The sequence below is a fragment of the Pantoea sp. SGAir0175 genome (genome assembly GCF_043547855.1).
The window spans coordinates 1883026-1896606 of record NZ_CP028081.1 but is presented as its reverse complement, the minus strand read 5'-3'; the positions used below and the strand labels follow the sequence as shown (position 1 = coordinate 1896606).

13 protein-coding genes are annotated in these 13581 nt (G+C 57.6%); 6 read left to right on the top strand and 7 right to left on the bottom strand.

What is annotated here, in order from left to right:
- The first annotated feature begins 7 nt into the window (after positions 1-7).
- A complete protein-coding gene (locus C1N56_RS08695; RefSeq protein ID WP_394517396.1) occupies positions 8-1072 on the top strand; it encodes a phage integrase in 1065 nt (354 codons plus the stop codon).
- 312 nt (positions 1073-1384) lie between these two features.
- On the opposite strand, the gene C1N56_RS08690 is transcribed toward C1N56_RS08695, so the two are convergent.
- The 3 genes from C1N56_RS08690 to copC are packed head-to-tail and all read right to left on the bottom strand — an operon-like array spanning position 1385 to position 3019.
- Entirely contained in the window at positions 1385-1732 is a 348-nt protein-coding gene (locus C1N56_RS08690) for a YebY family protein (protein WP_394517461.1), read from the bottom strand.
- A gap of 28 nt (positions 1733-1760) precedes the next feature.
- Complete coding sequence (gene copD, locus C1N56_RS08685; protein WP_394517395.1) at positions 1761-2642, bottom strand: copper homeostasis membrane protein CopD; 882 nt, start codon at positions 2640-2642, stop codon at positions 1761-1763.
- Positions 2642-3019 (bottom strand): copper homeostasis periplasmic binding protein CopC, encoded by a 378-nt coding sequence (copC, locus tag C1N56_RS08680; RefSeq protein ID WP_262257869.1) that lies wholly within the window; start codon positions 3017-3019, stop codon positions 2642-2644. The genes copD and copC overlap by 1 nt, the downstream gene beginning before the upstream one ends.
- A 153-nt stretch (positions 3020-3172) precedes the next feature.
- On the opposite strand from copC, the gene C1N56_RS08675 reads away from it, so the two are divergent.
- Positions 3173-3403 carry a DNA polymerase III subunit theta gene (locus C1N56_RS08675; RefSeq protein WP_132462384.1) on the top strand — a complete coding sequence of 77 codons (231 nt, stop codon included), beginning with the start codon at positions 3173-3175 and terminating at the stop codon, positions 3401-3403.
- Between the two features lie 3 nt (positions 3404-3406).
- Positions 3407-4075, top strand: coding sequence for an exodeoxyribonuclease X (gene exoX / locus C1N56_RS08670; protein WP_021509985.1), 669 nt, complete (start codon positions 3407-3409; stop codon positions 4073-4075).
- Here the strand turns inward: exoX and C1N56_RS08665 are convergent.
- A complete protein-coding gene (locus C1N56_RS08665; protein ID WP_394517394.1) occupies positions 4069-6132 on the bottom strand; it encodes a prolyl oligopeptidase family serine peptidase in 2064 nt (687 codons plus the stop codon). The genes exoX and C1N56_RS08665 overlap by 7 nt on opposite strands.
- Positions 6133-6251: 119 nt before the next feature.
- Positions 6252-6893 carry a tellurite resistance TerB family protein gene (locus C1N56_RS08660; protein WP_088518143.1) on the bottom strand — a complete coding sequence of 214 codons (642 nt, stop codon included), beginning with the start codon at positions 6891-6893 and terminating at the stop codon, positions 6252-6254.
- Between the two features lie 161 nt (positions 6894-7054).
- Between C1N56_RS08660 and purT the strand changes: the two genes are divergently transcribed.
- Positions 7055-8233: a formate-dependent phosphoribosylglycinamide formyltransferase gene (gene purT, locus C1N56_RS08655; protein ID WP_031280195.1), complete on the top strand. Its 1179-nt coding sequence runs from the start codon at positions 7055-7057 to the stop codon at positions 8231-8233.
- An 85-nt stretch (positions 8234-8318) separates the two neighbouring features.
- Here purT and C1N56_RS08650 read toward each other — a convergent pair whose 3' ends face one another.
- Both C1N56_RS08650 and zwf read right to left on the bottom strand, forming a co-directional pair.
- Positions 8319-8966, bottom strand: a complete 648-nt coding sequence (locus C1N56_RS08650) for a bifunctional 4-hydroxy-2-oxoglutarate aldolase/2-dehydro-3-deoxy-phosphogluconate aldolase (RefSeq protein ID WP_058771226.1) — start codon at positions 8964-8966, stop codon at positions 8319-8321.
- 278 nt (positions 8967-9244) lie between these two features.
- Positions 9245-10720 carry a glucose-6-phosphate dehydrogenase gene (gene zwf, locus C1N56_RS08645; RefSeq protein ID WP_021509979.1) on the bottom strand — a complete coding sequence of 492 codons (1476 nt, stop codon included), beginning with the start codon at positions 10718-10720 and terminating at the stop codon, positions 9245-9247.
- 373 nt (positions 10721-11093) lie between these two features.
- Between zwf and C1N56_RS08640 the strand changes: the two genes are divergently transcribed.
- Positions 11094-11963 carry a MurR/RpiR family transcriptional regulator gene (locus C1N56_RS08640; RefSeq protein WP_394517393.1) on the top strand — a complete coding sequence of 290 codons (870 nt, stop codon included), beginning with the start codon at positions 11094-11096 and terminating at the stop codon, positions 11961-11963.
- Between the two features lie 107 nt (positions 11964-12070).
- Entirely contained in the window at positions 12071-13513 is a 1443-nt protein-coding gene (gene pyk, locus C1N56_RS08635; RefSeq protein ID WP_021509977.1) for a pyruvate kinase, read from the top strand.
- The last annotated feature ends 68 nt before the right edge of the window (positions 13514-13581 follow it).

Here is a 13581-nt window from a genome sequence, read left to right as displayed (position 1 = left end):
AAATATTATGGCGATTAGGAAGCTCAGCACGGGTAAATGGCTCTGCGAGTGCTATCTCAACGGGAGGGATGGTAAACGGGTAAGACAACAATTCAAGACGCGAGCTGAAGCTATTGCCTTTGAGCAATACACTCAAGACGAAATTAAGGCTAAACCCTGGCTTGCCGACAAAGAAGATAACCGCAAGCTGAGCGAACTTATCGAGCTATGGTACAAGCTGCACGGGTGCTCGCTAAGTGATAGAAAGGGCCGACTTGGTAAACTCAATATTATTTGTAATGGCATGGGTAATCCCGTTGCTGCTTCTATCACTTCAAAGGATTGGGCACATTATCGGGACAGGCGTTTACAGAGCCTCATACAGAATGGATACAAAACCAGTGATAAATCGTTAAAGGTCTCACCGGGTACCATTAACTGTGAACATGCATTCCTTCGCGCTCTTTTTAATGAGCTGGAACGGCTTGGCGAAATCAGCTACCCCAACCCACTTAAAAATATACGGGAGTTTGATCAGCCAGAGAAAGAAATGGCATGGTTGACTGAAACCCAGATACAAAAGCTTTTTGCCGCCTGCAAAGTTCACGATAACCCTGATCTGACGCTGATTATCAAAATTTGCCTTTCAACCGGGTGCCGCTGGAGTGAAGCAGCGAATCTTAAAGCCTCACAATTGTCTCCAAACAAAATCACGTTCATTAATACCAAAGGCAAAAAGAACCGCTCGGTACCCATCGACAATGCCCTCTATAACGAATTAAAAGACAAAGAAGGCCGTTTTTTTGGAGAGTGCTATCGCCAGTTTTATCGGGTCATTCGCCTGGCCGGCATTGTATTACCAGAAGGCCAGATGAGCCATGTACTTCGCCATAGCTTTGCCAGCCACTTTATGATGGCCGGGGGAAATATCATCGTGCTGCAGCGTATTCTCGGGCATTCCGACATCAGGGTGACTATGCGTTATGCGCACTTCGCGCCCGACCATCTTGAAGATGCAATTCGCTGCAATCCGCTGGCATTGATGACGAAGAAAAATGGCGACAAAGTGGCGGCACAGAGTCCAGCACAGTAGAACAAAAGGCAACAGAGTGGCGTTTAACTCTTTGATTCTAATCTAAGATGTTGTTCTTAAATGCCAACCAAAAAAAGACCCAATACGATTCCTGTATCGGGTCCAGGGAAATGGCTCGTTGAGAGCCGTGCGCTAAAAGTTGGCATTTTTGCAGGCGAGGACGCCTTGCCTTTTAAAGGTAGACCAGCATCGGTGATTTTCCAGCCAGCGGGCTTCGCCGCCGGCAAAAGCTGCCAACTCTGTGATCGGGCTGGCACTAACGGCTGGCAGGCGCAGCGGCAAAAATGTGCGCTACGCCTGATAATGCAGGGATTATTTACCGCACAGCTGCTGGGCGCGATCGACGATCGGCTGCAGGCTCATCTTTTGTCCGGGATGCGCTTTATCGGCGGCAAGGATTGTATCGATGGATTGCAATGTGCCCTGCCCGGCATTGCCGCGCGCCAGCGCTTTATCATTGAGCGGATACTGCAGCAGCGTGCTGGGGTTAATGGCAAACAGCGCGCCATCTTTCTCGCAGGTCAGCATCACCTCTTCGCGGGTGAACGGCCACTTATCTTTGCCCATTTCAAAACGGCTGACGGTGATAATCTGCCCGGCGAACGCCCGGCTGCACAACGCCATCAGTAACCCAGCTGGAATCAGTTTCTTCAGCAAAATCTCGACCTCATCTCATCTTTTAACAGATTCAGGCCGGCGACAGCGTGGCAAACACGCTCACCAGCCCGATAACAATCAACGCCAGCAGCAGCTCGAGCTGCGTCAGACGGGTAAAAAGTTTCGGTGCCCGGCTGGCGGCCAGGCGAAAACGCGGCACCAGCAGATAGCGATTAAGCAGCGCAATCAGCACCATCAGTGCCACCAGCAACGCTTTGCTCACCAGCAGCTCGCTCCACAGCGTGGCGGTCCAGTTGAGCGGCGTACCGGCAATTAGCAGGCTGTTGACCGTGCCGGTAACAATCGCCAGCGCCACGGCCAGATGACCATAGCGTGAAAAGCGCATCATGCTGCGAATGGCATCGGTGCGCCAGGCGATGTTACGCGCCTCGCGCATTAATAGCAGCAGCGGCAGCAGGCCACCGGCCCAGTAGGCGGCCGCGATCAGGTGCAGCGCATGATTCCCCTGCTGCAGCAGTCCCGGCATGCCGTCGCGCATCGCCGCATGGCCGACACCCGCCAGTGCCACCAGCTGCAACAGCGCAGTCGCCAGTAACGCCTGCTGGCGCAGATTACCACGCAGGCGCAGCGCCAGCGTGCTGAGCAGGGCAAACAGGATAACCCAGCGCCAAACCGCGCCGAAGCGCGTACCCAGCACCGCCAGCCAAACGTCGATGCTGGCGATACTGCGCCAGTCGCCGCTCATCAGCCCGGTCTGCGCCGCCAGCATCAACAGCGCACTGAGTAAACTCAGCACGGCGCTGTATCCCATCAGCCGCCGCCAGCGCTGTGCCAGCACCGGTCGGTAGCGCGCCGGCGCCAGCAGCGCGGTATAAAATGCACTGCCGGTCAGCAGAAACAGCGCCAGAAAATGCAGCGCCCGCAGGCCGATCCAGAACGCGCTAAGACTCATTACTTCACGCTGAAGCTGTAGCTACCTTTGGTTTTGTGGCCGTCCACTGACAGCACGTGCCAGTTGACCTGATACTGGCCCGACGCCAGCGGCTGGGCGATCGGCACAATCAGCTGATCGTGCTGCTGCGGATTCAGCTGGGCTTTCTCCAGCGCCACCGGCTGCTGCTGCGCGTTGGTCATTTCCACGCCGCTGAATGCCGGTTCAATATCTTCGGTGAATGTCAGGGTGAGTTGCTGCGGCGCGCGCTCCACCATGGCGTTATCCGCCGGCACCGGGGCTTTGAGGTGGGCATGTGCCAGAGCCAGCTGGCTGAAGCCCAGCGTCGCGCCCGCCAGCAGTAGCGCGATAACGCGCCTGGATGCAGTTTTCATCATCACGTCTTCCCTTTTAACTGCGGCACTGCGCCGCAAATGTGGCAGCAGGATACGCCGCTGCTTTTAGGCTGTCGAGACTTGCGGTGCGATCCAATTCCCTTGATCCAGCAGGGCGAAACCATTATTTTTGCCCCTGTTTATCAGGAGAAAAGCATGAGCCAAAACCTTGCCCTGCTGTCGCAGGAAGAGAAAGACAAAGTAAACGTCGATCTCGCCGCCGCTGGCGTGGCGTTTAAAGAGCGCTACAACATGCCGGTGATCGCCGAGATGGTGGAGCGCGAGCAGCCGGAAGCGCTGCGCGACTGGTTCCGTCAGCGCCTGATGACCTATCGCCAGGCATCGCTTAGCCTCTCCCGCCTGCCCTACGAACCTAAGCAGAAATAATTTATGTTACGCGTAATCGATACGGAAACCTGTGGCCTGCAGGGCGGCGTGGTGGAAGTGGCGTCAGTGGATGTCATTGACGGCCAGATCGTCAATCCGATGAGCGATCTGATCTGCCCGGATCGGCCCATCAGTCGTCAGGCGATGGCGGTGCACCGCATCACTGAAGCCATGGTGGTGGGCAAGCCGACCATCGAAGAGGCGATTGGCCGCTATCACGGTAGCCCGCACTATGTGGCGCATAACGCCAGCTTTGACCGGCGCATGCTGCCGACGATGCCGGGCGAATGGATCTGCACCATGACGCTGGCTCGCCAGCTGTGGCCGGGCATTAAATACGGTAATCAGGCGCTGCGTCACAGCCTCAAACTCGAGGTGTCGCCGCCGGATGATCTGCACGCGCACCGCGCGCTGTACGATTGCTACGTCACCGCCGCGCTGCTGATCCGCATTATGGAAACCTCCGGCTGGAGCGCCAGCGAGATGGTGAGTCGCTGCCAGCCGGCGCCGGTCAGCGACGAGGTGTTCCCGTTTGGTAAGTATCGTGGTCAGAGCATCGGCAGCATCGCGCGTAAAGATCCGGGCTATCTGCGCTGGGTACTGGAAAACGTACGTGATTTGCGCGCGCCGCTGCGGCAGACGCTGCGCAAATACGTTAAGGACACTCAGTAATCGCTGCGCGGCGGCAGCGTGCCCTGCGCCAGGGCGATCAGGAAAGTGAACTCCTGCGCCACGCCTTCATAGGATTTATAACGTCCTGATTTGCCGCCGTGGCCGGAATCCATATCGGTGCAGAGTAACAGCAGCGCATCGTTGGTGCGCAGCTCACGCAGCTTTGCCACCCACTTCGCCGGTTCCCAGTACTGTACCTGCGAATCGTGCAGCCCGGTGGTCACCAGCAGGTGCGGATACGCCTGCGCCGTCACGTTGTCATACGGGCTGTACTGGCGGATGTAGCGATAGAATTCCGCCTGCTCCGGATTGCCCCACTCATCATATTCACCGGTGGTCAGCGGAATCGACGGATCGAGCATGGTCGTGACCACATCGACAAACGGCACCTGAGCGATCACGCCGTGAAACAGCTGCGGTGCCATATTCAGCACGCCGCCCATCAGTAAGCCTCCGGCACTGCCGCCCATGGCGTACAGCTGCTGCGGGTTGCCGTAGCCTTTCGCCACCAGCGCTTCAGTCACATCAATGAAGTCGGTGAAGCTGTTCATTTTATGTTGCAGCCGGCCATCGTCATACCACTGCTGGCCCAGCTCGCCGCCGCCGCGCACGTGGATAATCGCGTAGATGAAACCGCGCTCCAGCAAACTGATGCGGCTGGTGCCAAAACTGGCCTCCATGCTGCTGCCATAGGCGCCGTAGCCGTACGCCAGCAGCGGATTGGCGCCGCGCTGAAAGTGTTTGCGGTGATAAACCAGTGAGACCGGCACTTCCGTGCCGTCGCGCACCGTGATCCACAGGTGTTCACTTTTGTAGTCGGCAGAGTCAAAACCCGGCACCGGGGTTTGCTTGAGAATGCGCCGCTCGCCGGTCTCCATGTTCAGTTCGAACAGCGTGGTCGGCGTCGTCATCGACGAGTAGCCGTAGCGCAGCGTGTCACTTTCCGGCGTGGGGTTGTAGGCCAGCCAGGTGACATAGGCCGGATCGTCAAAGGCAATACCGTAGCTCTCACCGCTGGCCCAGTTAATCTGGCGCAGGGTATTTACCCCGCGCTGGCGCTCTTCGACTACCAGCCAGTTACGAAACAGCTGGAAATCTTCCATCACCACGTGGTCGCGCGGCGGAATCAGGGTTTGCCAGCGATCTTCAGCCAGCCACGCGCTGCGGTACAGGCCGAAATTTTTGCCGTCGCGGTTGGAGCGAATGAAGAATTGGTGATCGTAGTGATCGATGCTGTATTCATGATCGCGCCGCCGCGGACAAAACACCTGCGGCTGTGCGTCCGGATATTCCGCGTCAATCAGCAGAATTTCACTGGTAGTTGTGCTGAACAGCGCGATCAGGATGAAGTGTTCCGAGGTGGTTTTATGCACGCTGAGGTGGAAAGACTCATCCTGCTCTTCATACACCAGCTGATCTTCCGACTGCGGATGCCCCAGTTCGTGACGCCACACCTGATAAGCCAGCAGCGTTTTCGAATGCTTGCGTACGTAGTAGAGGGTGCGTGAGTCGTTGGCCCACGCCACGCTGGAGGACGCGTCGCGCAGCACCTCCGGATACCAGCTGCCGCTGTTGAGGTTACGAAAGCGGATGCCGTACTGGCGGCGCGATAAAAAATCTTCCGCCAGCGCCATCACCTGGTTATCCGGGCTGATATCCAGCGTGCCCATGGTGTAAAAGTCACTGTGCGCGGCGCGCTGGTTGCCATCCAGCAGCAGTTGCCACGGCTGGTCGGCGGGCGCATCCACCGGCTGGCGGAAATAGGCCGCGTACTCATTGCCGGCTTCGTAACGGCTCTGGTAGCGATAGCCGCGTTTAACGTACGGTACCGAGTGGTCCTGCGCCGGTAGCCGATCGATGATCTCTTTCAGTACCCGATCCTGCAGCGCATCCTGCGAGGCCATCATCGCTTTACCGTAGCGGTTTTCCGCCTCCAGATAAGCCAGTACCTCGGGGTTTTGCCGGTCATCATCACGCAGCCAGAAATAGTTATCGGTGCGCGTTTCGCCGTGTAACGTCATGTGGTGGGGGATTTTTTTCGCTTGCGGCTGATTCATTACAGAGTTTCTCCCTGAAAGACGACATCCTGCAAGCGTGGCACTTCTGGCAGAGGAAGCCAAGCCGGAAACGCACGCGAAGTGTAACCGGAGGCCGCCGCAACCGCCTCCGGCGTGACTCAGGCCGCTTTTTCCGCCGCGATGTCGCGCTGAATACCGTCGCGCACGTCCTGCGGAATTTTTAGCGCATCGCCGAGCGCAGAGAGGTAACTGCGTTCCATGAAATGATCGACATCGATCGCCGCACAGCTAAGGAAATAGAGTTCCAGCGCTTCCTCTTCATTTTTCACGTCGGCGGCCAGCCACTGCGGATCGAGCGGACGGTTCATTGCCTGCTGAATCAGCGCTTCCGCCTGCGCCCCGTAACCGGCCTGATGGATATTCTGCTCGATGGCCGTGCGCTCGCGATCGTCAATGTGCCCGTCGCTTTTCGCAGCAAACACCAGCGCAGTTACCAGTCGCTCCGCGCGCTGGTCGAGCGGCGTCTGCAGCTGGCCAAACGCAGGCTCATCCTGATGGGTTTCACGCACGCGCTGCTTGTATTTATTCCACAGCACCGCGCCTGCCGCCGCCCCGCCGCCGACCAGCAGCGCGGTGCCGCCGTATTTGGTTAACAGCTTGCGCGACGATTTGCTGGCAATCAGTAAACCCGCCAGGCCACCCAGCGCGCCGGGTGCCAGCATATCGCTCAGGCCGCCTGATTTGCCGTCACCGCCCTTCTTTGCCAGAACCGATTGAATTTGCTGCAGCCAGTTACTCATCGTTTAACTCCTGTTTAAGTTTCCGCTCACTATGCTGCCGCACGCTGTGTCAGTTAACGTCAGAGCCGGCAAAGTATGGCAAAGCCGGACGTGCACAATGCGTGAGTACGCAAACGTTTTCGTTTATACTGCGCGCGCATTTTGACTGCTAAGGTGAAATTATGACGACTCTCGGAACCGCGCTGCGTCCTGCCGCAACGCGTGTCATGCTGTTAGGTTCAGGTGAATTAGGCAAAGAGGTAGCGCTGGAGTGTCAGCGTCTCGGGGTGGAAGTGATCGCTGTCGATCGCTATGCCGATGCCCCGGCGATGCACGTTGCGCATCGCAGCCACGTCATTAACATGCTGGACGGTGACGCACTGGCGGCGCTGATTGCGCAGGAGCAGCCCCACTTTGTGGTGCCGGAAATCGAAGCCATCGCCACCGAAAAACTGCTGGAGCTGGAAGCGCAGGGGCAAAAAGTGGTGCCGACGGCCCGTGCTGCACGTCTGACCATGAACCGCGAAGGCATTCGCCGTCTGGCGGCTGAAGAGCTGGCGTTACCGACTTCAACCTATCAGTTTGCGGATAGCAAAGCGCGTTTCGTCGCGGCCGCGCACGAGATCGGTTTTCCCTGCATCGTGAAACCGGTAATGAGCTCCTCCGGTAAAGGCCAGAGCTTCATTCGCGAAGCCAGCCAGCTGGATCACGCCTGGGATTATGCGCAGCAAGGTGGACGCGCGGGCGCGGGCCGGGTGATTGTCGAGGGCGTCGTGAAGTTCGATTTTGAAATCACCCTGCTGACCATCAGCGCGGTGGACGGCATCCATTTCTGCGCGCCAATTGGCCATCGTCAGGAAGATGGCGATTACCGGGAATCCTGGCAGCCGCAGCAGATGAGCGAACTGGCCCTGCAGCGCGCGCAGGATATCGCCGCTAACGTGGTGAAAGCGCTCGGCGGTTACGGCCTGTTTGGCGTGGAGCTGTTTGTGTGCGGCGACGAGGTGGTGTTTAGCGAAGTCTCTCCACGTCCGCACGATACCGGTATGGTGACGCTGATTTCGCAGGATCTCTCTGAGTTCGCGCTGCACGTGCGCGCCTTCCTCGGCCTGCCGATTGGCGGCATTCGCCAGTATGGACCGGCTGCTTCGGCGGTGATCCTGCCACAGCTCGATAGCCACAACGTGCAGTTTGTGAATGTGGAAGCCGCACTCGGTGCGGGTCTGCAGCTGCGCCTGTTTGGTAAGCCGGAAATTGCGGGGCAGCGCCGTCTGGGTGTCGCGCTGGCGACCGGTGACAGCACCGATGATGCCGTGGCCCGCGCCATTGCCAGCGCCGCAGCCGTGCAGGTTCAGGGCTGATTGACCGGGTGGTGACGCAGCGCCATCACCACCCGCAAAAATTGACCGCTGCCGCGTAGCAGTTGCGCGGCAGCGCTATTCGCGATCAGCGGGGTGAAGCCGCACCTGCCACAGCCTCACGCGCCAGCTGCGTGATGCGATCCCAGTCGCCGCTCTCCAGCGCATCGTTTGGCACCAGCCACGAACCGCCAATACACAGCACGCTTTTCAGCGCCAGATAGTCATGATAGTTGGCCGGGGAAATACCGCCGGTCGGGCAGAAACGCACCTGCGGGAATGGACCACCAATCGCCGCCAGCGCTTTGACGCCACCGTTAGCCTCTGCCGGGAAGAACTTGAACTCGCGCAAACCATAATCCATGCCGACCATCAGTTCCGACACGGTGCTGATGCCTGGAATCAGCGGCACCGGGCCTTCCACCGCCGCCTTGAGCAGTGGCTCAGTGAGCCCCGGGCTAATGACAAACTGCGCACCGGCGTCGGTCACTTCTTTCAGCTGCTGGGTATTGATCACCGTGCCGGCACCCACAATCGCTTCCGGGACTTCTTTGATCATTGCCCGCAGCGCATCCATCGCCACCGGCGTGCGCAGCGTCACTTCCAGCACGCGTACGCCACCTGCGACCAGCGCTTTGGCCATCGGCACCGCATGTTCCAGCTTGTTGACGACAATCACCGGCACAACCGGGCCGGTAGTCAGAATCTGTTCCGCACTCGTTTTCCAGTTCTTCATTACGTTTCCTCAGGAGAGACAGCCCAACGCGCGGTCCGGCTGTCAGAAAGAGAGCCCTACCATACAAGATCGGCCGGACGGACGTCTATTGGATATCATCAATTTTTGAAACCGCGGTTCATTTTTGAATGATTGCCTGGTGCGCATCATTTCGCATCGGTCTGCAGAGTCGCCATTAATGGCGACCAGGATAAACCCTGCTGACTGAAAACAAAACGCCCCTGGCGAACAGCGCAGGGGCGTAAATATAAACTTCTCAGTCAGCGATGCAGGAGCGGTTATTCAAACTCGTTCCACGAACGGCCGTCGCGGGTGATCATCGCCACCGAGGCGACCGGGCCCCATGTGCCGGCCTGATACGGTTTGGAGGCGTCGCCATCCGCATTCCACGCTTCAATAATCGAATCGACATAAGTCCACGCCGCTTCGACCTCATCGCGGCGCACAAACAGTGCCTGAATGCCGCGCATGGTTTCCAGCAGCAGACGCTCATAGGCATCCGCCAGATGCGACTGATTGAAGGTTTCGGAGTAGCTCAGATCCAGCTTGGTGGTCTGCAGCTTGTGCTTGTGATCAAGACCCGGCACCTTGTTGAGGATTTCAATATCCACGCCCTCGTCCGGCTGCAGACGAATCGTCAGCTTGTTCTGCGGCAGTTCGGCGTAAGAGTCCTTAAACAGGTTCATTTCCGGGTTTTTGAAGTACACCACCACTTCTGAGCACTTGGTCGGCAGACGCTTACCGGTGCGCAGGTAGAAAGGCACGCCCGCCCAGCGCCAGTTATCGATATCCACGCGGATGGCGACGAAGGTTTCGGTGCTGCTCTGCTTGTTGGCGCCCTCTTCTTCCAGGTAGCCCGGCACTTTTTTGCCCTGCACAAAACCGGCAGTGTACTGACCGCGTACGGTTTTCTCGCGCACGTTGGTCTGGTCGATGCGGCGCAGCGAGCGCAGCACTTTCACCTTCTCATCACGAATCGCGTCAGCACTGAGATCGGACGGCGGCGACATGGCGATCATGGTCAGGATCTGCAGCAGGTGGTTCTGGATCATGTCACGCATCTGGCCGGCTTTGTCGAAGTAACCCCAGCGGCCTTCGATACCTACCTCTTCCGCCACGGTGATCTGCACGTGGTCGATGGTGCGGTTGTCCCAGTTATTGACGAAAATCGAGTTGGCAAAACGCAGCGCCAGCAGGTTGAGCACCGTCTCTTTACCAAGATAATGGTCGATACGGAACACCTGGCTTTCATCAAAGAATTTACCGACGCTGTCGTTAATCTCCTGCGAGGTCTCCAGCGAGGTGCCAAGCGGCTTCTCCATCACCACGCGCGCCGGTTTGGCGTTGAGTTTAGCGGCGCCCAGGCCTTCACAGATGGCGCCAAAGGTGCTCGGCGGCATGGCAAAGTAATTGATGGTGACGCGGTTTTTCTGATCCAGCATCTTGCCCAGTTTCGAGAAGTGCGAGGTGTCGTTAACGTCGAGGTTGCAGAAGTCGAGACGGCCGCTGAGTTTGTCCCACAGCGCTTCGTCAATCTTCTCCTTCATGAAGGTTTCCAGCGCTTCACGCACCACTTTGGTGTAGGCCTCTTTGTCCCACTCCGCGCGACCCACGCCAATAATGCGCGTGGTATCGTGAATCTGACCGGCTTTCTCCAGCTGATACAGTGAAGGCAACAGTTTCCGGCGTGCAAGATCGCCTTTGGCACCGAAAATCACCAGATCGCATGCCTGGGCTGTTTGTGTTACCGCCATTTTCCTCTCCTCGTTGCAGGATATACCCGGCCTGAGCGTCCTCATCCTGCCGGGTCCTTATTGTAATTTTCTTACAGCACAATGTACTTTTTTCACCGCTCCAGGACAACCCGGCTGCGGTCGGTTACAGGTGATTATCCTGCACCGCCGGGGCGCATTTAACGTGTTGCGAAGTGCGCTAACGCGCCTTTTTCTGTTTCGATGTTTGTCGGGCGAAAACCCGGCAGCGATCAAAGTATGACAAAAAAAGCGCGGTTACATTTGTCCGCCGCTGCGTACGTCAGGCTATTACACGGTATATTCCGCATAATTGGCAGCGATTTCACGCACGGGTGAACGCAAAAAAGTGATTGATGGTCATCGGGTTAACAACATGCTGGATCAAATACAGGCGCAGCTGGCCGCGCTGAGCAAATCAGAACGCAAAGTGGCAGAACAGATTCTGGCCGCGCCGCAGCAGGCGATGCACTCGAGCATTGCCACGCTGGCACAGGCGGCGCAGGTCAGCGAACCGACGGTGAACCGCTTCTGTCACCGCATGGGCACGCGCGGCTTTCCCGATTTCAAGCTGCAGCTGGCACAGAGTCTGGCCAAAGGACAGAGCTGGGTCAGTCGCGATGTCGAAGAAAATGACAGTGTAGAACGCTACAGTCACAAGATTTTTGATTCCGCGCTGGCGGGACTCAGCCGCGTGCGTCAGCAACTGGATATGCAGGTGATCGATCAGGCGGTGCAGGCGCTGTCGAAGGCGCACAAAATTGCCTTCTTCGGTCTCGGTGCTTCAGCGGTGGTGGCGCATGATGCCACCAACAAGTTTCTGCGTTTTAATCTGCCGGTCATCTGGTCCGAGGATATTGTGATCCAGCGCATGAGTTGCATAAATAGTGGACCAAATGACGTGTTTGTTCTGATATCGCATACTGGCCGCACCAAAAATATGATAGAACTGGCTCGCCTGGCGCGTGTAAACGCTTCCACCGTGCTGGCTATCACCTCGCCCGGATCGCCGCTGGCAGATGAAGCCACGCTGGCGCTGACGCTGGATGTACCGGAAGATACCGACATCTATCTGCCGATGGTTTCCCGCCTGGCGCAGCTCACCGTGGTTGACGTGCTGGCAACCGGTTTTACCCTGGAGCGCGGTACGGCTTTCCGTGAGAATCTGAAGCGGGTAAAAGAGGCGCTGAAAGCGTCGCGCCTCGAAAAGCCGGCGACGGAATCACGCGCACAGCAAAATAATTAACATCACATTCACAATGTGAGTCGAATCACAGCCCCTCGATCATATAGAATGAGTGACCATTGCGTGTCACTTGTGATCGACACGATACTTTGTCAACGGAGTCCTTCATGTCCAGACGTCTCAGAAGAACCAAGATCGTTACAACCCTCGGCCCCGCCACCGATCGCGACAACAACCTCGAAAAAATCATCGCGGCGGGCGCTAACGTTGTGCGACTCAATTTCTCCCACGGCACCCCGGAAGATCATCAACTGCGCGCCGATAAAGTGCGGCAGATTGCGGCCAAACTCGGTCGCCACGTCGCCATTCTTGGCGATCTGCAAGGCCCTAAAATTCGCGTATCAACCTTTAAAGAAGGCAAAGTTTTCCTCAATGTCGGTGACCGCTTTCTGCTGGATGCCAACCTGAGCAAAGGCGAAGGCGACAAAGAGAAAGTCGGTATCGACTATAAAGGCCTGCCGGAAGATGTGGTGCCGGGCGATATCCTGCTGCTGGACGACGGCCGTGTGCAGCTGAAGGTGCTGGAAGTTCAGGGGGTGAAAGTCTTCACCGAAGTGACTGTCGGCGGCCCGCTCTCCAACAATAAAGGCATCAACAAGCTCGGCGGCGGCCTGTCGGCTGAAGCGCTGACCGAAAAAGATAAGCTGGATATCATTACCGCGGCGAAAATTGGCGTCGACTATCTGGCGGTCTCCTTCCCGCGTAACGGCGAAGACATGAACTACGCGCGCCGTCTGGCACGCGATGCCGGCTGCGACGCCAAACTGGTGGCGAAAGTGGAGCGTGCTGAAGCGGTGGCAACGCAGGAAGCGATGGACGACATCATCCTCGCCTCCGACGTGGTGATGGTGGCGCGTGGCGATCTCGGCGTGGAAATTGGCGATCCGGAGCTGGTGGGCATTCAGAAAGCATTGATTCGTCGTGCGCGTCAGCTGAACCGCACCATCATTACTGCTACCCAGATGATGGAGTCGATGATCACTAATCCGATGCCGACCCGCGCGGAAGTGATGGATGTAGCAAACGCCGTGCTGGACGGCACCGATGCGGTGATGCTGTCGGCGGAAACGGCGGCCGGTCAGTATCCGGCGGAAACCGTGTCAGCGATGGCGAAGGTGTGTCTTGGCGCGGAAAAAATTCCAAGCGTGAACGTATCCAAACACCGCCTGGACGTGCAGTTCGACAATATCGAAGAAGCGATTGCCATGTCGGCGATGTACGCCGCTAACCATTTGCAGGGCGTGTCGGCCATCATTACCATGACCGAATCTGGCCGTACCGCACTGATGACGTCGCGCATCACTTCGGGTCTGCCGATCTTCGCAATGTCACGTCATGAACGTACCCTGAACCTGACCGCGCTGTACCGTGGCGTGACGCCGGTGTTTTTTGACAGCAACAACGATGGTGTCGCCGCCGCGCACGATGCGGTTAATCTGCTGCGCGACAAAGGGTTCCTCGTCTCTGGCGACCTGGTGATTGTCACCCAGGGCGACGTGATGGCGACCACCGGGACCACCAACACCAGCCGTGTCCTGCGCGTAGACTGAGTTTTACGCACCTCCTTACAGCGGCTGTAACAACATGGACAAACGCGACTGCCTGGCAGTCGCGTTTT

Bases quoted from the DNA above. Each gene is read 5' to 3' on its own strand.
- C1N56_RS08695 (WP_394517396.1), top strand. From the start codon at position 8: ATGGCGATTAGGAAGCTCAGCACGGGTAAATGGCTCTGCGAGTGCTAT.
- copD (WP_394517395.1), bottom strand. From the start codon at position 2,642: ATGAGTCTTAGCGCGTTCTGGATCGGCCTGCGGGCGCTGCATTTTCTG.
- copC (WP_262257869.1), bottom strand. From the start codon at position 3,019: ATGATGAAAACTGCATCCAGGCGCGTTATCGCGCTACTGCTGGCGGGC.
- C1N56_RS08675 (WP_132462384.1), top strand. From the start codon at position 3,173: ATGAGCCAAAACCTTGCCCTGCTGTCGCAGGAAGAGAAAGACAAAGTA.
- exoX (WP_021509985.1), top strand. From the start codon at position 3,407: ATGTTACGCGTAATCGATACGGAAACCTGTGGCCTGCAGGGCGGCGTG.
- C1N56_RS08665 (WP_394517394.1), bottom strand. From the start codon at position 6,132: ATGAATCAGCCGCAAGCGAAAAAAATCCCCCACCACATGACGTTACAC.
- C1N56_RS08660 (WP_088518143.1), bottom strand. From the start codon at position 6,893: ATGAGTAACTGGCTGCAGCAAATTCAATCGGTTCTGGCAAAGAAGGGC.
- purT (WP_031280195.1), top strand. From the start codon at position 7,055: ATGACGACTCTCGGAACCGCGCTGCGTCCTGCCGCAACGCGTGTCATG.
- C1N56_RS08650 (WP_058771226.1), bottom strand. From the start codon at position 8,966: ATGAAGAACTGGAAAACGAGTGCGGAACAGATTCTGACTACCGGCCCG.
- zwf (WP_021509979.1), bottom strand. From the start codon at position 10,720: ATGGCGGTAACACAAACAGCCCAGGCATGCGATCTGGTGATTTTCGGT.
- C1N56_RS08640 (WP_394517393.1), top strand. From the start codon at position 11,094: ATGCTGGATCAAATACAGGCGCAGCTGGCCGCGCTGAGCAAATCAGAA.
- pyk (WP_021509977.1), top strand. From the start codon at position 12,071: ATGTCCAGACGTCTCAGAAGAACCAAGATCGTTACAACCCTCGGCCCC.